The sequence below is a fragment of the Algibacter sp. TI.3.09 genome, assembly GCF_038154905.1.
GTDB lineage: Bacteria > Bacteroidota > Bacteroidia > Flavobacteriales > Flavobacteriaceae > Algibacter.
Map to the genome: position 1 here is coordinate 136,156 of NZ_JBAKAN010000004.1, position 21,528 is coordinate 157,683.

6 protein-coding genes are annotated in these 21,528 nt (G+C 37.4%); all 6 read left to right on the forward strand.

All coding sequences use genetic code 11. The annotated features are described in order from the left end of the window. Nucleotides 1–77: 77 nt before the first annotated feature. The 6 genes from V6246_RS14070 to V6246_RS14095 all read left to right on the forward strand — a co-directional run bounded on the left by V6246_RS14070 (nt 78) and on the right by V6246_RS14095 (nt 21,498). On the forward strand, nt 78–2,573 hold the full coding sequence (locus tag V6246_RS14070) for a hypothetical protein (protein ID WP_341561057.1): 2,496 nt from the start codon (nt 78–80) through the stop codon (nt 2,571–2,573). A gap of 134 nt (nt 2,574–2,707) precedes the next feature. Further along, nucleotides 2,708–3,424 carry a hypothetical protein gene (locus tag V6246_RS14075; protein WP_341561058.1) on the forward strand — a complete coding sequence of 239 codons (717 nt, stop codon included), beginning with the start codon at nt 2,708–2,710 and terminating at the stop codon, nt 3,422–3,424. Nucleotides 3,425–3,567: 143 nt separating this feature from the next. Further along, a complete protein-coding gene (locus V6246_RS14080; protein WP_341561059.1) occupies nt 3,568–4,104 on the forward strand; it encodes a hypothetical protein in 537 nt (178 codons plus the stop codon). After that, the gene (locus V6246_RS14085) at nt 4,077–4,826 is read left to right on the forward strand and encodes a sensor histidine kinase (RefSeq protein ID WP_341561060.1); all 750 of its coding nucleotides are present in this window, start codon (nt 4,077–4,079) and stop codon (nt 4,824–4,826) included. The genes V6246_RS14080 and V6246_RS14085 overlap by 28 nt, the downstream gene beginning before the upstream one ends. Beyond that, nucleotides 4,823–5,464 (forward strand): response regulator transcription factor, encoded by a 642-nt coding sequence (locus tag V6246_RS14090; RefSeq protein WP_341561061.1) that lies wholly within the window; start codon nt 4,823–4,825, stop codon nt 5,462–5,464. Before V6246_RS14085 ends, V6246_RS14090 begins: the two co-directional genes overlap by 4 nt. 299 nt (nt 5,465–5,763) lie before the next feature. Further along, complete coding sequence (locus V6246_RS14095) at nt 5,764–21,498, forward strand: HYR-like domain-containing protein (RefSeq protein WP_341561062.1); 15,735 nt, start codon at nt 5,764–5,766, stop codon at nt 21,496–21,498. Nucleotides 21,499–21,528: the final 30 nt, after the last annotated feature.

Sequence of the window (21,528 nt, forward strand, 5' to 3'; positions counted from 1 at the left end):
TTCTAGAAATGTTTAAATTGGAGTATTATTGCATAACTGATTTCTTACGGGAATTAAATTAATTTAAAAATTAAATTTTGATTAAATACGTTTGCTTTTTATTGTTTTCTATGAGTTTGTTTGCTCAAGACATTAGTATACCTACTAAGTTTTTAGAAGATGGTAATCTATATAAAAATTTAGATAAGAGTTCAAATCAATTATCAGGACCTGTAGTGGCGTTCAGCATAAATGATAAGTGTGTTGTTATTGGTTTTTTAGGAAGAGATAATTATAAAGTTCGGTTCAAAGAATGGGAAGGTATTGTTAAGGATATCGACTTGTTGGTTACCGAAAAAATGTCCGATTTATATTTCGATTTTCAGGAAAAAGAAAGTTTAAAAGCTATTGAGTTAGAGAAAAAACGAAAGCAAGAAATGCAAGAGCTTATTGAATATGGCGAAGTGCTTTCGGATGAAAAAAGACAAAAAATAATAAATGATTCCATAGCAGAAAGAAAAGCTGAGAATCTAGAGAAATTAAGAATAGCAGATTCTATTGCTCAGATAAAAGCTGCGGAGCAAAAAGAACTAGCGCGTATGCGTGCGGAATCTGCAAAGCAAGCAGAAGCGTTGGAAGCAAAACGAGTTAGTGATTCTATAGCTAAAGTAAAAGAAGTTGAGCGTTTACGTTTAGAAAACATAAAAACTCAAGAATTAAAATTTGCTGCGGAGCGAGAAGCGCAACGTGTAAAAGATTCTGTAGCTAAAGCCAATGCCGAAGAGAAAGCGCGTTTGGAAAAAGAGCAAGCTTTAAAGTTGAAACAAGAAGCCGAACAGGAAGTACAACGTGTAAAAGATTCCATCGCTCAAGCAAAAGTTGCGGAGAAAGAACGCTTAGAATTAGAAAAACAACAGGCCAAAGCTTTAAAAAAAGCAGAACAATTAGAGGCTCAGCGTATTGAGGATTCTATAGCTAAAGCAGAAGAAGCAGAAAAGGAAAGATTAGAGTTTGAAAAAGAACAAGCTACTATTAGAAAAAAAGAGGCGGAACTTGAAACAAAACGCGTTAACGACTCTATCGCTCAGGCAAAAGTAGCCGAGAAAGAACGCTTAGATTTAGAAAAAGAACGTGCTGAGGCTTTGAAAAAGGCAGAGGAACTAGAAGCTCAGCGTATTGCAGATTCTAGAGCAAAAGCAGAAGCAGAAGAAAAACAACGTTTAGAAAATGAGAAAGCAGAAGCTCTAAAACAAGCCGAAGCCTTAGAAGCTAAACGTATTGCAGATTCTATTGCAAAAGCAGCTAAAGAAAAAGAAATACTGCTTAAATATGAAAGAGCTGAAGCTTTAAAACGCGCCGAAGCAATGGCCTTAAAAAAAGCAGAAGATCTAAGAATAAAACAAGTAAAAGATTCTATTACTCAAGCTAACGAGGCGGCAAAGCAACGTTTAGAGTTAGAGCGTTTGGAGTCTTCAAAACGAGAAGCTGAATTAGCAGAAATTCGTAAAAAAGATTCTGTTATAGCGGCAAAAGCAGCTGAGAATAAACGTTTGGAGCAAGAGAGATTAGAAGCTTTAGCTTTAAAGCAAGCTGCTGAGTTAGAAGTTAAGCGTGTTAGCGATTCTATTATAAAAGCAGAAGAAGACGAGAAAAAACGTTTAGTTTTTGAAAGAGAAAAAGCAAAAGCGCAAGAACGCTCGGCGAAGCTAGAGGCTATGCGCATAAAAGATTCTCTAGATTTAGCGCAAGTAGCCGAGAATAAACGATTAGAAATAGAAAGAGAAAATGCAAAGGCTCAAAAAATAGCGGCAGAGTTGGAAGCTAGTCAGTTAAAAAAAGCTCTAGAAAAAGCAGAAGAAGAGGCTTTGAAAAAAGAGCGTTTAGCAATTGCGCGTAATGAAGCTTTAAAGCGTCAGGCAGAGCAGGAAGCTACGCGAATTAGTGATTCTATAAGTAAAGCTAACGCAGAGCATATTAAGCGTTTAGAAAATGAGCATGCTTTGGCTTTAAAAGAAGCAGAAAAGGAAAAGACTTTAAATAATCAAGCAGATGCTATAAAGCATGCCGTTGAGCTAGAAGCTAATAGAATTAGAGATTCCATAGCTCAGGTTAATGCGGTAAAAGAGCGTGATAGCAACCGTATTGCCGAAAATCAAAATTCCGAACGCATGCAATTTCGTAATAATTGTCATTATTTATTAGATGAATATGACGATTTTACTAAAAAAACAACCATAAAAACAGAGGCTTATACTATTAGCGAAAAGGTAAATGTTGAGCTATTTAAATACGGTAAAAAGATTTCAGTCTTCATTAATGCTTCTATAGATTTAGGCTGCGTAAGTTATTTATCTAACAGCCGTTCTAATGTTGTGGTGCAGTTAGAAAACAATCAATCTGTAACCTTGTATCACTCATGGAATATGGAATGTGGTGAGTTTTTGTTTAAGGCCGATTTAACGAACTCGCAAATTTTAAACTTAGAAAAATCGCCTATAAAATCGCTTAAATTAAGAGGTACAAAAGGTATTAGAGAAATTGATAATATAAGCTACAAAGAATTTTTTATGGATAAGCTTAGGTGTGTTGAGTAGAAATATGCGTTAGTTTTTTGTTTTTCCTTTTAAAAACGGGGAATCTTCGAGTATTTATTTGAAAAAGGGTGTTTTTCCTCTTATGCGCTAATTTTATAGTAGTTAACTTTGAGGTTACATAAAATCAATGTAATATGAAATCTTTTAATCCATTTTTAATTATTCCCTTACTGTTGTTTGCTTTCATTTTTTCTAGCGGTGCGCTAAAAGGAGAAGAGCCTATAGAAGATATTAAACCCCAAGACGATATACTTAAAAAGCATTTAATCTCCTCCGCGCAAGGCAAAGAAATGTTTGCTGAATTTGATAAAAATAGAGTTCAAGTTCTCGATTCCAAACTTCAAGATTTATACAGAGATCGCAATTTTGAGGATACTAAGTTTATTTGGTATTCTTTAGATGAAATTAAGGCGTATTTAAAGTATATTGAATCTATTCAAAAAGCAAATCCAAAACAAGATGTTTCTGGTCTTAGAATATATTTTGCAGCTTATCCTAATTCTGAGAAATTTGAAAGCGGAAGAACTATTAATCACCCTAAACAGCAAACCGTTTTTATGATTCCTACTGTTGCTGTAGAAGGAGGAGATAAAGAGTATAATAACTTAAACCATTTGCCATTTATTATACAATCTAGCACTTCAAATAAATTAGAAGGTCAGTTTGAAATAGTAGAAGAGTTTATGGATGGTCATAACAAAAAAGAACGACTTGAATTGTTTAGAAAACAAGCCAAGAAAATTGAAAAAGCTAGCGTAGGTTTTAATGTTAGTTTATTTTCTAGCGATACTGAAGAAACCAGTACCATTTATAACGAAGGTGAAATGACACCTCCACCCTACAAATATTAATATAACCTATAAGAAAACATATGATTTTAGATCTTTCGTTTATTACAATAAGAAGTTCAATAAAGTATATAGAGCTTCTTGCTGCTATTGTGGGATCTTTTTATTTCTATAAGTATAAACGGGAGTTCTTAAAATATTTTTTAGTGATATTGTGGTACACTGCAGTCAATGAGTTTTTAGGGTTTACCTTAACAAGAATGGGAGTTGCCGTGAATGTTGTAATTTATAATGTTTTTCATTTTATCAACTTTTCATTTCTATTTTTATTATTCAATAAATGTTTAAAAATAGAGCGACACAAGAAATTCACTAAAATATTTTTAGCTATTTATGTGCTAAGTTTTTTTATAAACATGTGTTTCGAAAACTACTTAAATCAAATACAGACTATTCCATATTTAATAGCATCTGTGCTTTTAATAACGAGTATTGTTTTTTATTTTTCAGAAGTATTAAATACCGATGAAGTTCTTTTTATCAAAACAAATATCATGTTTTGGGTTAGCGTTGGTTATTTGCTTTATTTAGCCGGAAACATACCTATCCGTGTAGTTCGAAATTACCTTTATGAGTTAGTAGATTTAAAGTATATTCTAGAAATAAGTAGTGTTTTAAGTATAGTGATGAATATTTGTTTTATTTTCGGGTTTATATGGGGAGAGAAGGACAAGCAATATTAGTTGCCGTTTTTACATTAGTTTTTTTATGTTTAATACTTGTAGCGCTATTTGTTGTTTTTAACAGAAGAAAAAATCTTTTATTATTAAAGCAAAAAGAAATAGAAAAGCAATTTGAGCAGGAAATCGCTAAAACTCAAATAGAAATTCGAGAAGAAACTTTTAGAAATATAAGCTGGGAATTGCATGATAATATTGGGCAGTTATTAACGCTAGCCAAAATACAGATTCAGGATCCTAAAAATATTGAAGATGTAAAGCTAACGCTAAACAAGGGATTAAAAGAGTTGAGGTCGTTATCTAAACTTATCAATCCAGAGGCTTTAAAGTTAATGCGTTTTACGGAAGCTGTTACTCAGGAAATTGAACGTTTTAATAGGCTTAATTTTATTAAAGCATCTATTGAGGTTTTAGGTGAAGAAAGAATAATAAATGAGAAAACGGAAATAGTATTATTTAGAATTTTGCAAGAATTTTTCTCTAATACCATGAAGCATGCTAAAGCAAGACATTTAGATGTAACGGTACATTATAAAACGGACGAGCTATTAATAATAGCCAAAGATGACGGGAAAGGTTTCGATATGGAAAAACCTAATAATTTCTCGGGCATAGGATTGTCGAATATAAAAAGTAGAGGGCAACTGGTAAACGCAGGTGTTAATATTTTTTCTAAACCCAACCAAGGCACGCAATTAACAATAACTTATAATTATAAATCATGAACCCATACAAGGTAGTCATTGTTGAAGATCATATTTTGTTGTCTCAGGCTATTTCTGGGCTCGTTAATGCGTTTAGTAAGTTTGAAGTACCATACCAATGTAACAATGGACAGGAATTATTAGATAAATTGAAACTCCCGGGTAATATTCCGGATGTTGTTTTAATGGATGTTAATATGCCTATTTTAAATGGTATAGAAACTACCGAAATTATAAAAAAAGAGTATCCGCAGATAAAAGTAATAGCCCTTTCGGTGGAAGGTGCAGAGGGGACTATTATAAAAATGCTTAAAGCTGGAGCAAAGGGGTATTTACTTAAAGATGTTGAAAAAGAAATTTTAGAAACGGCTTTAAAAGAGGTTATTTCTACAGGATACTATCACACCAAAGAGGTGTCTAGTATTTTAGTTAATTCTTTAAATGATGAGCATAGTGCGGTTTATCAATTAAAAGATCGCGAACTAGAATTTATAAAACTGGTTTGCTCCGAATTAACCTATAAAGAAATCGCCGAAAAAATGTTTTTAAGTCCCAAAACAATCGATGGTTATCGTGATGCCTTATTCCAAAAACTTCATGTAAAAAATAAAATAGGTTTAGTGCTTTATGCCATTAAAAATAAAATTGTGCATTTGTAAATTGGCATAAAATCATTCTCTCTAAAATTATTTCTGATACTTTTTTAGCTTATTTAAGTCTTTTATTTACTCAAAATTAAAGGCTTTACTCGTTTTATTTTTATAAAACACGCTTCTTTTCTTTTAAAAACGGTATCTTTTCTTCAATTAGCTATTGTTTTGTCGGGTTTGTGCTACATTCCTAGATTATTTAGCTCTATTTTTGTTACAATAGGTTATTTTTATAATAGTCCCTGTATTATTGATTAATTGGCAGCGCCCCAAAATTTGCAAAATGCTGTTTTACAAAATTTACTTGCATGAAAAGAATTTTACTCTTTATATCTGTATTCCTTTTTTTTATAACCAATAGTTTTGCTCAGTTAGATAGTGAGCATTATTTACCACCATTAAAACAAGGAACCAATAATCAATCAATTAATCAGCAGGCTATTTATTTGTCAACACCTGCAACGGAAGGAACATTTAATGTTGAGGTTTATATAGGAACCAATACTGCATCATCTTTAACCATTTCCTTGTCTAATGGGGCGCCTTACACTATAGATTCTTCTACAACAGGGTTAAGTTTAGGTAATGGCGATAATGGTATTACTTTAATAGATAATGTGAGTACAGGTATAGCTTTATCAACAGCAGGATTGCGGTTTGTAGCCCCTGGAGGTCAAAAGTTTTACGTTAATTATAGAGGGCGTTCTGGTGCGCAAGCCGGTTCGTTAACATCAAAAGGAAAAGCTGCGTTAGGAACAGATTTTAGATGGGGAGGTATTGCGAACAATGCTTCCAATGGTACGCTATCTACAAGTTTAGGTATTATGGCTACAGATCCCGGGACTACAACGGTTACTGTTTTTGGTTATGATCCTGGTTGTATTTTTAGAGAACCATCCGGTATTCCTGCTAGTTCTCCAGATTTTTTAACCATAACACTTCAACAATACCAAACTTATGTCATAGAAGCTCCGAAAAACGCAACCACTGCAAATATTGATGGTTGGTTAGGAGCCACGCTTACTTCTGATAAAAAAATAGCAATAAGTGTAGGAGGTTTAAATGTTGGAGTAAGAACGGGATCTGGGTCTCGTGATGTTGGTCTAGATCAGCCTGTACCTACAAATGTTTTAGGACGTGACTATGTTTTTGTAAGAGGAAATGGAGCGTCAGGTAATGAAACAGAGTTTGCTATTATAGTGGCAACTCAAAATGCAACCGATGTGTTTGCTGGAGGTGTTTATCAGGGGACTATTAATAACGGAGAGTATTTAGAAGTAGCGAATTGGTCTGTGAATTCGGCAGGCGGAAATATGTATATCCAAACATCGAAAGAAGCTTATGCATATCAATGTTTATCTGGTTTGTCTGGAAGACAAACTTTAGGTATGAATTTTATAGCGCCCGTAAATTGTCTATTGCCAAATATTTTAGATGAAGTTTCAAGTATACATCGTATTGCTGGTGTTAATTCAAATGAATCTGCTTTAACAATTTTAGCATCGACTTCAACTCCTGATGGAAATATAAGCGTAACCGATGGAAATGGGCCTATTGTTGGACCTTTGGTTTCTACACCTGTTGCTGGAACAGCAGATTGGAAAACTTTTTTTATAAATGGATTAACAGGTGAAGTTGATGTAACATCGACGGGACCAATAGCGGTTGGTACATTTATGTCTTTTGGCAGTAACGCAGGTCTTGCTGGTTATTTTTCTGGTTTCGATACCGTGCCAACTGTTGAGCTAGATATTACAGGTGGGGGTTGTTTGCCAGGTGCAGATGTTGTGGAAGTTACAGGTGGTTTCGATGCTTATCAATGGTTTGAAAATGGTGTGGAAATTTTAGGTGAAACAACTAATATATATACGCCTTCTGAACCCGGAGATTTTTTTGTGAGAGTAACGAGAGGTACTTGTACTTACGATTCAGCGGTTATATCCGTATATAATTGCGATCCGGAATTAGTGCTAACTAAAGTCGTAGATGCATCACCCGTTTTAGAAGGTGATAACGTTATATTTACAATTAGCGTCGAGCATTTAGGGATAAACCAAGTAACCAATTTAGTTATTAATGATTTACTTCCTCCTGAATTAACTTTTGTTAGTGGAACACCTTCATATGGAACTTGGTCGGCACCTAATTGGACTATTGGAAATATGTTTAGTGGAGAAATACATACTATAGAAATTGTAGCTTCGGTAAATGAAGTAACAGCAACAACTACCGTAACCAATGTTATTGCTAATACACAAACAGAAATAGAAGGCGATGTTTTACTTGATGATGAAACTGAAGATGTAAATATTATAAATAGCGAAATAGAAGTTACTAAGATTGATAGAGCTGCTGTAGATGGTAGTTATGATACCTTAGGGGAAGTGATTACTTACGATTTTGTTGTTACAAATACTGGGGATACAGCTTTAACGAATATTACAATTACCGATCCTAAAATAGATTCAGGAAGTTTAACACCTAGTTCAGTTGCAAATTTAGCCATAGGAGCATCGGCTAATTTTATAGCAACGCATACTATTACTCAGGCAGATATTGAAGCGGGGCAAGTGGTTAATTCCGCTACAGCGAATGCTACATTAGCTAATGGTTATGTTATTTCTGATGTATCTGATGATCCAGATGATGTAAATAATGCAGTAGACGATCCAACTATAACACCAATTGAACAATTGGGAGGTTTAGAAGTGGAAAAAATAGCACAACCAGCTTCAGATGGTTTATACGATGCTTTAGGAGAAGTAATCGCTTATGAAATAACCGTAATTAACACGGGTAATGTAAGTTTAGATAATGTAACGGTAACAGATGGAAATGCAGATTCTGGAAGTATCTCTCCTGCTACTTTACCTAATCTACCAGCAGGAGCGTCATTTGTTTTTACAGCTCAACATACTATTGTACAAGCCGATTTTGATAATGGAAACGTGACTAACACAGCTACAGCTAGTGGAACAGAGCCTGTTGAAGGTACTACGGTTTCAGATGATTCTGATGATCCAACAACTGCAGCTCCTAATGATGCTACTGTAGTATCAATTCCTCAATTTGGACAATTGCAAGTTACAAAAGTAGATTTGACAGCTGCAGATGGAGCCTATGATACTGTTGGAGAGGCTATTATTTATTCTATCGTGGCAACAAGTGTTGGTAATGTAACTCTAACTGAAATTAATATTGTAGATCCAAATGCTGATGTTATTGTTTTGTCTAGCACTACAGGTACAGATGCGGATAATTCTGATGGTATAGTTGATACGATGCAACCTACAGAAACGGCAACATTTACAGTAACTCACTTTATTACACAGGCAGATTTAGATAAAGGGGAAGTAGTAAATAGAGCAACAGTAGGAAGTATTGATCCAAACAATGGTAGTGTTACAGATTTATCTGATGATCCAGATGATAATACAACAACTGATAATTTTAGTAGCGGAATTACGGCAGCAGATCCTACGGTTACGCCATTAATTTCCACACCTTCTTTATCTGTTACAAAAATTGTAGATGATTATTTTAATGTTACAGAAGGGCAAACCATAACGTATACCTATGTGGTCACTAATGATAATAATGTCACTATTGATAATGTAAGTATTGCTGATGTTCATATAGCCGATGGAACAATAACGACTCCTGCTTTGCAAAGTACAACAGGAACAGATGCTGATAATTCAGATAATGAAATAGATACTTTAGCACCGGGAGAAACAGGAACATGGACAGCTACTTATCAAGTAACGGCTGCAGATATTTCAAATCAAGCAGATATAACAAATACCGTAACAGCAGCAGGTAATGCAAAAACGGGTAATTTTGTAGATCCAACGGCAGATGTTACTGTTACCATACATCCAATAGATACAATTTGTAGTGATGAAACATTAAATCATGACTTAACAAATGATAATAATTTTGTAGGAGAAACATATAGTTGGTCTGCTACAGATAATCCAAGTGTAACTGGGGAAACTTTGTCTACATCTTCGGCGACTTTAATTGCGGATACTTTAGTTAATGTATCTGGAGTCGATCAAATTGTTGAATATGCAATTTCAGTAAATGTAGGTGGAGATATTAATGATGTTTACGTCTATCAAGTAACAGTGCATTCTCAATTAGTGGTTCCGGAAGATGAATCTGATTTTGTAGATTGTCCATCCGATGCAGTGCAACCGGATACTCCAGTGGTAAACGACTCAAATGGATCACCTATTACACCTGTAATAACAGCTAATGCGGATCCAGTTTGTGAAGGAGATAAGGTTTATACTTTTACTTATACGGATCCAGTTTGTGCTGGAAATGTTGCCATTTATACTTTTACGTACACGATTGACATGCCCGATGGTATGACTATTCCAGCAAACGAAAGTAGTACCGTAGATTGTCCAGCAGACGCGACTAATCCAGGCGCACCAGCAACCATTCAAGATAATTGTGGCAATGATGTCGTACCAACTTTATTGACCACTCCAACCGTAGTAGTCTGCGAAGGTGATATGGTTTGGGAATACGAGTATAGAGATTGCGCTGATAACGTACAAGTTTGGCAATATACGTACACTATCGACATGCCTGATGGTATGACCATTCCGGTTAGCGAAAGTAGCACGGTAGATTGTTCAGCAGACGCGACTAATCCAGGTGCGCCAGCAACGATTCAAGATAACTGTGGCAACGATGTTGTACCAACGTTATTGACAACTCCAAGCGCCGTAGCCTGTGAAGGTGATATGGTTTGGGAATACGAGTATAGAGACTGTGCCGATAATGTTCAAGTTTGGCAATACACATACACCATCGATATGCCTGATGGTATGACGATTCCGGCAAACGGAAGTAGCACCGTAGATTGTCCAGCAGACGCGACTAATCCAGGCGCACCAGCTACGATACAAGATAACTGTGGAAACGATGTTGTACCAACCTTACTAACCACTCCAAGTGCAGTAGCCTGTGAAGGAGATATGGTTTGGGAATACGAGTATAGAGATTGCGCTGATAACGTTCAAGTTTGGCAATATACGTACACTATCGACATGCCTGATGGTATGACCATTCCGGTTAGCGAAAGTAGCACGGTAGATTGTTCAGCAGACGCGACTAATCCAGGTGCGCCAGCAACGATTCAAGATAACTGTGGCAACGATGTTGTACCAACGTTATTGACAACTCCAAGCGCCGTAGCCTGTGAAGGTGATATGGTTTGGGAATACGAGTATAGAGACTGTGCCGATAATGTTCAAGTTTGGCAATATACATACACTATTGACATGCCCGATGGTATGACGATTCCGGCTAGCGAAAGTAGCACAGTAGATTGTCCTGCAGATGCCACCAATCCAGGCGCACCAGCAACCATTCAAGATAACTGTGGCAATGGTGTTATACCAACCTTACTAACCACTCCAACAGCAGTAGCCTGTGAAGGTGACATGATTTGGGAATACGAGTATAGAGACTGTGCAGATAACGTTCAAGTTTGGCAATATACATACACGATTGACATGCCTGACGGTATGACGATTCCGGCAAACGGAAGTAGCACCGTAGATTGTCCAGCAGATGCGACTAATCCAGGCGCACCAGCCACGATACAAGATAATTGTGGAAATGATGTTATACCAACTTTATTGACCACTCCAACCGCCGTAGCCTGTGAAGGTGATATGGTTTGGGAATACGAGTATAGAGATTGCGCTGATAACGTTCAAGTTTGGCAATATACATACACGATTGACATGCCCGATGGTATGACGATTCCGGCAAACGAAAGTAGCACGGTGGATTGTCCTGCAGATGCGACTAATCCAGGCGCACCAGCCACGATTCAAGATAATTGTGGAAATGATGTTATACCAACTTTATTGACAACTCCAAGTGCAGTAGCCTGTGAAGGAGATATGGTTTGGGAATACGAGTATAGAGATTGCGCTGATAACGTTCAAGTTTGGCAATACACATACACCATCGATATGCCTGATGGTATGACGATTCCGGCAAACGGAAGTAGCACCGTAGATTGTCCAGCAGACGCGACTAATCCAGGCGCACCAGCTACGATACAAGATAACTGTGGAAACGATGTTGTACCAACCTTACTAACCACTCCAAGTGCAGTAGCCTGTGAAGGAGATATGGTTTGGGAATACGAGTATAGAGATTGCGCTGATAACGTTCAAGTTTGGCAATATACATACACTATCGACATGCCTGATGGTATGACCATTCCGGTTAGCGAAAGTAGCACGGTAGATTGTTCAGCAGACGCGACTAATCCAGGTGCGCCAGCAACGATTCAAGATAACTGTGGCAACGATGTTGTACCAACGTTATTGACAACTCCAAGCGCCGTAGCCTGTGAAGGTGATATGGTTTGGGAATACGAGTATAGAGACTGTGCCGATAATGTTCAAGTTTGGCAATATACATACACTATTGACATGCCCGATGGTATGACGATTCCGGCTAGCGAAAGTAGTACAGTAGATTGTCCATCAGACGCCACTAATCCAGGCGCACCAGCAACCATTCAAGATAACTGTGGCAATGATGTTATACCAACTTTATTGACAACTCCAAGTGCAGTAGCCTGTGAAGGTGATATGGTTTGGGAATACGAGTATAGAGATTGCGCTGATAACGTTCAAGTTTGGCAATACACATACACCATCGATATGCCTGATGGTATGACGATTCCGGCTAACGAAAGTAGCACGGTAGATTGTCCAGCAGATGCCACCAATCCAGGTGCACCAGCCACGATTCAAGATAATTGTGGAAATGATGTGATACCAACTTTATTGACTACTCCAACCGCAGTAGCCTGTGAAGGTGATATGGTTTGGGAATACGAGTACAGAGATTGTGCAGACAACGTTCAAGTTTGGCAATACACATATACCATCGATATGCCCGATGGTATGACGATTCCGGCTAACGGAAGTAGCACAGTAGATTGTCCAGCAGATGCCACCAATCCAGGCGCACCAGCCACGATTCAAGATAATTGTGGAAATGATGTGATACCAACCATACTAACCACTCCAACAGCAATAGCCTGTGAAGGCGATATGGTTTGGGAATACGAGTATAGAGATTGCGCCGATAACGTTCAAGTTTGGCAATACACATACACCATCGATATGCCCGATGGTATGACGATTCCGGCTAACGGAAGTAGCACAGTAGATTGTCCTGCAGATGCCACCAATCCAGGTGCACCTGCAACCATTCAAGATAATTGTGGCAATGGTGTTATACCAACCTTACTAACCACTCCAACAGCAGTAGCTTGTGAAGGAGATATGGTTTGGGAATACGAGTATAGAGATTGTGCTGATAACGTTCAAGTTTGGCAATACACATACACCATCGATATGCCTGATGGTATGACGATTCCGGCAAACGGAAGTAGCACGGTAGATTGTCCAGCAGACGCGACTAATCCAGGCGCACCAGCAACGATTCAAGATAACTGTGGCAACGATGTTGTACCAACTTTATTGACAACTCCAACAGCAGTAGCTTGTGAAGGAGATATGGTTTGGGAATACGAGTATAGAGATTGTGCAGACAACGTTCAAGTTTGGCAATACACATACACCATCGATATGCCCGATGGTATGACCATTCCAGCTAACGGAAGTAGTACAGTAGATTGTCCTGCAGATGCCACCAATCCAGGTGCACCAGCAACCATTCAAGATAATTGTGGCAATGATGTCGTACCAACTTTATTGACCACTCCAACCGTAGTAGCCTGTGAAGGTGATATGGTTTGGGAATACGAGTATAGAGACTGTGCCGATAATGTTCAAGTTTGGCAATATACATACACTATTGACATGCCCGATGGTATGACGATTCCGGCTAGCGAAAGTAGCACAGTAGATTGTCCTGCAGATGCCACCAATCCAGGCGCACCAGCAACCATTCAAGATAACTGTGGCAATGGTGTTATACCAACCTTACTAACAACTCCAACAGCAGTAGCCTGTGAAGGTGACATGATTTGGGAATACGAGTATAGAGATTGCGCTGATAACGTACAAGTTTGGCAATACACATACACGATTGACATGCCTGATGGTATGACGATTCCGGCTAGCGAAAGTAGCACAGTAGATTGTCCTGCAGATGCCACCAATCCAGGCGCACCAGCAACCATTCAAGATAACTGTGGCAATGGTGTTATACCAACCTTACTAACCACTCCAACAGCAGTAGCCTGTGAAGGTGACATGATTTGGGAATACGAGTATAGAGATTGCGCTGATAACGTACAAGTTTGGCAATACACATACACGATTGACATGCCTGATGGTATGACGATTCCGGCTAGCGAAAGTAGCACGGTAGATTGTCCTGCAGACGCGACTAATCCAGGTGCACCAGCAACGATACAAGATAACTGTGGCAATGATGTGATACCAACCTTACTAACCACTCCAACAGCAGTAGCTTGTGAAGGTGATATGGTTTGGGAATACGAGTACAGAGATTGCGCAGATAACGTTCAAGTTTGGCGATACACATACACGATTGACATGCCTGATGGTATGACCATTCCGGCTAACGAAAGTAGTACCGTAGATTGTCCAGCAGATGCCACCAATCCAGGCGCACCAGCCACGATACAAGATAACTGTGGCAACGATGTTGTACCAACCTTATTAACCACTCCAAGTGCAGTAGCCTGTGAAGGTGACATGGTTTGGGAATACGAGTATAGAGATTGCGCTGATAACGTTCAAGTTTGGCAATACACGTACACGATTGATATTTTAACCTTACCAGTCGTTCCAACGGATGATTCTAGCACCGTAGAATGTATAGTAGATGCGGTTCAACCAGCAACTCCAACAGTAACTGATGTTTGCGGAAATAATATTATTCCTGTAATAACAGAAAATACCGACCCAACTTGTGAGGGTGATAAAATTTACACATTTACTTATACGGATTGCGCTAATAACGTTTCAGTTTATACGTACACATATACGATTGATGTGTCAACGTTACCAGTGGTTCCTGCTAATGAAACTAGTACTGTAGAATGTATAGCAGATGCGGTTCAACCAACAGCTCCAACAGTAACAGATGTTTGCGGCAATAACATTGTTCCTGTAATAACAGAAAACACAGATCCGGCATGTGAAGGTGATAAAATTTACACATTCACTTATACGGATTGTGCTAATAATGTTTCAGTTTATACGTACACATATACGATTGATGTGTCAACGTTACCAGTGGTTCCTGCTAATGAAACCAGTACTGTAGAATGTATAGCAGATGCAGTTCAGCCAACTGCTCCAGCAGTAACTGATGTTTGCGGAAATAATATTATTCCTGTAATAACAGAAAACACAGATCCAGCTTGCGAAGGTGATAAAGTTTACACTTTTACTTATATCGATTGTGCTAATAATACTTCAGTTTATACCTACACATATACGATTGAAACTACGACTTTACCGGTGGTTCCAACGAATGATTCGAGTACAGTTATGGATGTTGCAGATGCTACAGAACCAACTGCTCCTGTGGTAATCGATGTATGCGGAAATAACATTATTCCTGTTGTTACAGAAAATGAAGATCCGTTATGTGATGGTGAAAAAATATACACATTTACTTATACAGATTGTGCTGGTAATACTTCGGTTTACACTTATACATATACTATAGATGTAACAGCAACTTTAGAGGTTACGGATACCGATGTTACGGTATGTAGTGATGTTTCTATGGATTACGATTTAGCTAATTTATCATCATTATCAGGAGTTACCTTTACTTGGGAAATTGTTCCAAATACAAGCGTTAGTGGTGCTGCAAATGGTAACGGAACAATTATATCAGATGCTATTACGAATACGAGTGGAGTAATTCAAAATATACTTTACACTATAACACCTTTTAATTCTGATGGTTGTGAAGGTAACACATTCGAGTTGTTAGTGTCTGTTAATCCAGAACCTTTTGTGTCTGTTTTACCTGTAGGTACAACGTGTAGTAATATTGCTTTAAATCATGATTTAACAACGGATGTTGATTTAAGTGGAACATCATTTTCATGGGTGGCCAACGAGAACAGTAATGTGAATGGCGAAACAACAACAGTTTCAACAGCAAATTCAATTATAGATAATTTAATAAATACTTCAGGAGCTGTTCAAACTATAATTTATACCATAACGCCAACATCAGCAGATGGATGTCTTGGAGATCCGTATCAATATATTGTAACCGTAAGCCCGGAAGCTGAACTTGTAGTTCGTAAATCGACATTAGCTGCTTCAGATGGAAGTTATAATACGGTTGGAGAGGTTATTCAATATGAAATTACGGTAGAAAATATTAATGAAGTTGAAGTAAGTAATGTAACATTAGCCGATGTAAATGCTGATTTAGGAAGTATTTCACCTTTAACTTTTAATACGATTCCAGCTTTTGGAACAGTTACTTTTAACGCATCGCATACTATTACTCAAGCTGATTTAGATGCAGGCGAAGTTGTAAATAGTGCTATAGCATCTGGTTTTGATCCTTGTGGAACTGAGGTTTCAGATGTATCTGATGATCCGAGTACAACAGATCCTAATGATGCTACAGTTACAGTGTTAGAACAAACACCATCAATGTCTTTAGAAAAAGTAGTAACCTTTAATGATGAAAATGCCGATGGTATTCCTCAAGAAGGAGAAACTTTAACCTATAACTTCACAGTTTCTAATACAGGAAACGTGTCGTTAACTAATATTTCTATTAGCGATCCATTGATTACTGTTAATGGCGGACCAATAGATTTAGCTCCTACAGGTTCTGACGCTACAACGTTCTTCGGAAATTATACCATTACTCAATCTAATATTGATTCAGGAAGTATTACAAATTCGGCAACCGTATCGGGTAATGATCCTAAAGGAAATCAAGTTCTCGATGTTTCAGATGATCCAAATAATACTACAAACACTGATGCTAATGGCGATGGTGAGCCAGATGATGCGACTATATTTAATTTTGATGAAGTCGCGATGTTAGCTGTTTCTAAAACAGGTGTTTTTATTGATGCTAATGGCGATGGCGTAGCGCAAGTAGGAGAAACTATAGCTTATACTTTTGATGTGGTTAACATAGGGAATGTAACGCTTTACGGCGTGTCTATTTCAGATCCTTTAGTAACTGTTTCGGGAGCACCAATTACTTTAGCGCCAACCGAAATAGATAATACTACGTTTACTGCTGTTTACACCTTAACGCAAGATGATATAAATTCAGGAGATGTTTCTAACACCGCAACGGTATCTGGAACTTCGCAAAGAGGAACTTTTGTAAGTGCAGTTTCCGATGATCCAACAACATCAGCAAATAATGACCCTACGGTAACAACATTATTACAAGATCCTAAATTATCCTTATTAAAAACATCTCAGTTTAATGATGAAAATGGAAATGGTTTCCCTGAAGTAGGTGAAACTGTTAGTTATTCTTTTGATGTTCGAAATACAGGAAATGTTACCATAACAAATATTGCAATAACAGATAATTTGGTTTCAGTAAACGGAGGCCCTATCGATCTTCTTCCAAACGAAAGAGACGATTCAACATTTACAGCAACCTATACCTTAACATTGGCAGATATTAATTCGGGTAGTGTTAGTAATTCGGCTTTAGTTTCAGGACAAGATCCAAATGGTAATGCTGTGACAGATACATCAGACGATCCAAATAACCCAACAAATAACGATGTGGATAGCGATGGAGATCCTGATGATGATACGGTAACGCTTTTAGCGGCTAACCCGAAAATGAGTGTGACTAAAACAGGTGTTTTTGTAGATGAAAATAACGATGGTATTTCTCAAGTAGGAGAAACTATTAGTTACACCTTCAATGTTGCCAATACAGGTAATGTTACCATTAATAGTATTACTATAACAGATGCTTTGGTTACGGTTTCGGGAGGAGCAATAACTTTAAACCCAACTGAAAATGATAACACTACATTTACGGCTGTATATACCATTACTCAAACGGATATCGACTCAGGAAGCATAAGTAATACAGCTGTAGTTAATGGTGAATCGCCAAACGGAAGTGGAGTAACAGATACTTCTGATGATCCAACCAATGCTACAGATTTTGATGCTAACGGAGATGGCGAGCCAGATGATGCTACCGTTACAACGTTACCAGTACAAGGCGGTATTAGTTTAACTAAAGAAACTTTACCAGCAACAGATGGAAGTTATGATACCGTTGGAGAACAAATAGTTTACGCATTAATAGTAACCAATACAGGTAATGTAACCTTAACTAATGTTAGTGTAACAGATGCCAATGCCGATAGCGGAAGTATTGTGCCTGCAGTTATTTTGAGTATCGCGCCAGGGGCTAGTGTTTCTTTAACGGCAACACATACCATTACTCAAGATGAAATAAATTCAGGATTAGTTACCAATACAGCATCGGTTTCTGGTACAGATACATTCGGGAATGTGGTTACCGATGATTCGGATGATCCAAATGATGCAACAGATAATGATACTAATGCAGATGGCGAACCAGACGATATAACCAATACAATCATTGCTCAAAACGCATCAATGCAATTAGAAAAACTATCGGTGTTTAATGATGAAAACGGCGATGGTATACCGCAAAAAGATGAAACTTTAACATATAGTTTTTCAGTAACGAATACAGGGAATGTAACGCTGACTAATATCTTGGTTACAGATCCTTTAGTTACGGTTAATGGCGGACCAATAACTTTAATGCCAGCCGAAGTAAATAATGCTACATTCTATGCGGTTTATACTATTACACAAGCCGATATCGATCTTGGTAGTATTATAAATTCTGCAACCGTAAATGGTGAAGATACTAATGGTACTAATGTGATAGATACTTCTGATGACCCGACGAATGCTACCGATTTCGATGCTAATGGAGATGGAGAGCCAGATGATGCTACAGTTACAACTTTAGCAAGTAATCCGGAATTAAGCGTCGCCAAAACCGGTGTGTTTATAGATGCTAATAACGATGGCTTAGCTCAGGCAGGAGAAACCATTCAATATACGTTTGATGTTTCTAATACAGGGAATGTGACGATCTCTGGGATAACTATTTCAGATCCTTTAGTTTCAGTTTCAGGTAGTGCTATTACTTTAATTCCAGGTGAAACGGATAGTACTACATTTACAGCAATATATGTTTTAAATCAAACTGATGTTAATACAGGTAGTGTTGAAAATATGGCTACGGCTTCGGGTGCAGATCCATCAGGAAACACAATAACCGATGATTCTGATGATCCAACAACAAGTAATAATAACGATGCAACTGTTACTAGTTTATCAAGAGATCCTAAATTATCATTATATAAAATAGGAACATTTAACGATGAAAATGCCGATGGAATTCCACAGACAGGTGAAACAATATCTTATGTTTTTGATATTAGAAACACAGGAAATGTAACCATCTTCGGAATTACAATTACAGATCCAATTGTAAGTGTTGTGGGTGCTCCAATAGATTTAAATCCTGGGCAAGTAAATAATACTAATTTCTCTGCAGTTTATACTATTCAGCAAAGTGATATCGATTCTGGTAATTTAACAAATACTGCTTTGGCCATAGGTCAAGATATTGATGGAAGTACGGTAACCGATGTTAGTGATTTCTCTGATGATCCCGATAATCCAACCAATGTAGATATTAATGGTGATGGAGATCCAGATGATCCAACAGTAACAAGTTTAACTAGAAACCCAGAATTAACTTTAACTAAAACAGGAACTTTTAATGATGCCAACGGAAACGGTCTTGCCAATGTAGGTGAAACTATTAATTATGCATTTGAAGTGATTAACTCAGGAAATGTAACCGTTACCGATATTAGTATTTCAGATCCGTTAGTTGCGGTAAATGGAGCTGCTATAGATTTAATTCCTGGTCAAATAGATAATGCAACATTTACAGCTGTTTATACTATTACTCAATTTGATATCGATTCGGGCAGTATAACAAATGCTGCTGTGGTTACAGGTGGGGATCCTGATGGAAATGATGTTTCAGATAATTCTGATGATCCAAACAACCCAGCCAATGTAGATGATAATAATGATGGAAACCCAGACGATGATACCATTACAAGTTTACCAATAGAAGGTAAAATAAGTATTCTTAAAGAAGCCTTAGTGGCTGCCGATGGAAGTTACGATAGTGTTGGAGAGCAAATCGCTTACAATATTACTGTAACCAATACGGGTAACATTACATTAACTAATGTTTTAATAACAGATGCTAATGCCGATGCTGGTAGTATTTCTCCAGCAAATATTACCTTATTAGTTCCTGGTGAAAGTGTTTCTGTTACAGCAACACATATATTAACGCAAACAGATTTAGATGCCGGAACGGTTTCAAACTCAGCTAATGTAAATGCAATCGATGCTTTGGGTAATACGGTAAGCGATATTTCTGATGATCCGAATAATATAGCAGATGTTGATGCTAATGCCGATGGAGATCCGGATGATGTAACAGTAACGAATATTACTCAATCACCAGCAATCTCGCTTACCAAAGCAGCCGATTTAGCGCCAGATGGTTTATGGGATAGTGTAGGAGAAGTTATTACTTATGTTTTAGAAGTTGTAAATACAGGTAATGTTACTTTAACGGATATTGTAATTTCTGATATCAATGCTGATGCAGGAAGTATTTCTCCTGCTAATATCGCAACATTGGCACCAGGAGAAAGCATGATGCTAGGAGCAAACCATACTATTACACAAAGTGATTTAGATACAGGTTCGGTAACAAATACTGCAGTTGTAAATGCTGAAGATCCTAAAGGCGGTTTAGTTACAGACGACTCTGATGATCCAAATAATACTACAGATAATGATACCAATGGCGATGGAGAACCAGATGATGCAACAGTAACCGTTACGCCACAATTGGCTATTTTAGATGTAACTAAAGCTGTCGATTTTGGTTCGTATACCAATATTGGAGATGTTTTAACGTATAGTATTTCAGTTACCAATGCTGGTAATGTTACTTTATTAAATATCATTTTATCAGATACTAATGCAATATTTACAAGTGCATCAACTGTGGCCTCTTTAGCGCCAGGAGAAACCTTTACAGCTAACGCGGAGCATGTGGTAACGGTTGAAGATATTGATGCAGGTAGCGTAGTTAATACAGCTTTTGTAGATGCAACAATTGTTAATTCAACAACTTCAATCCGTGAAGATTCCGATGATCCAGATAATGCAACAAATGCCGATGTAGATAATGATGGTGATCCAGATGATGCGACAGTAAGTGTTTTTGGAGGTGCTTCAGACTTAAGTATTGATAAAGTTGTAGATCAGGCAGAACCAGTTGTTAATAACGAAGTTGTTTTTACTATTACTTTAACCAATGAAGGTTCTGTAACGGCAAATAATATTGTAGTCGAAGATTTTATTCCTAGTGGATATGAATTTATCTCTTACATAGCTACGGCCGGAACTTATTCTGAGTCGGATGGCGAATGGACGGTGCCTGTATTAAATGAAGGCGATATACAACTTTTAGAAATTACAGTTGAAGTTCTAGGTACTGGAGATTATTTAAATACAGCGACTATTTTTAGTTTAGATGGTGGAATGGATATGAATACATCAAACAACGCATCTACCGCTTTTGTTACACCGCAATGTTTGGAAGTTTATAATGAGTTCTCCCCGAATAGTGATGGCGATAACGACTTTTTCTTAATTAGTTGTATTGAAAACTATCCGAATAATAAATTGGAAGTTTATAACCGTTGGGGAAATATTGTTTACCAAGCCAAAGGATATTCTAATACTTGGGATGGAACTTCTAACGGAAGGGTAACCATAAACGAGGCAAAAGAGCTACCTGTTGGGACCTACTATTATGTTCTAGATTTAGGTAATGGTTCTAAACCAAAAACAGGTTGGATATATATTAATAGATAGAACGAGTTATTAAGAAAACAGAATGTTATT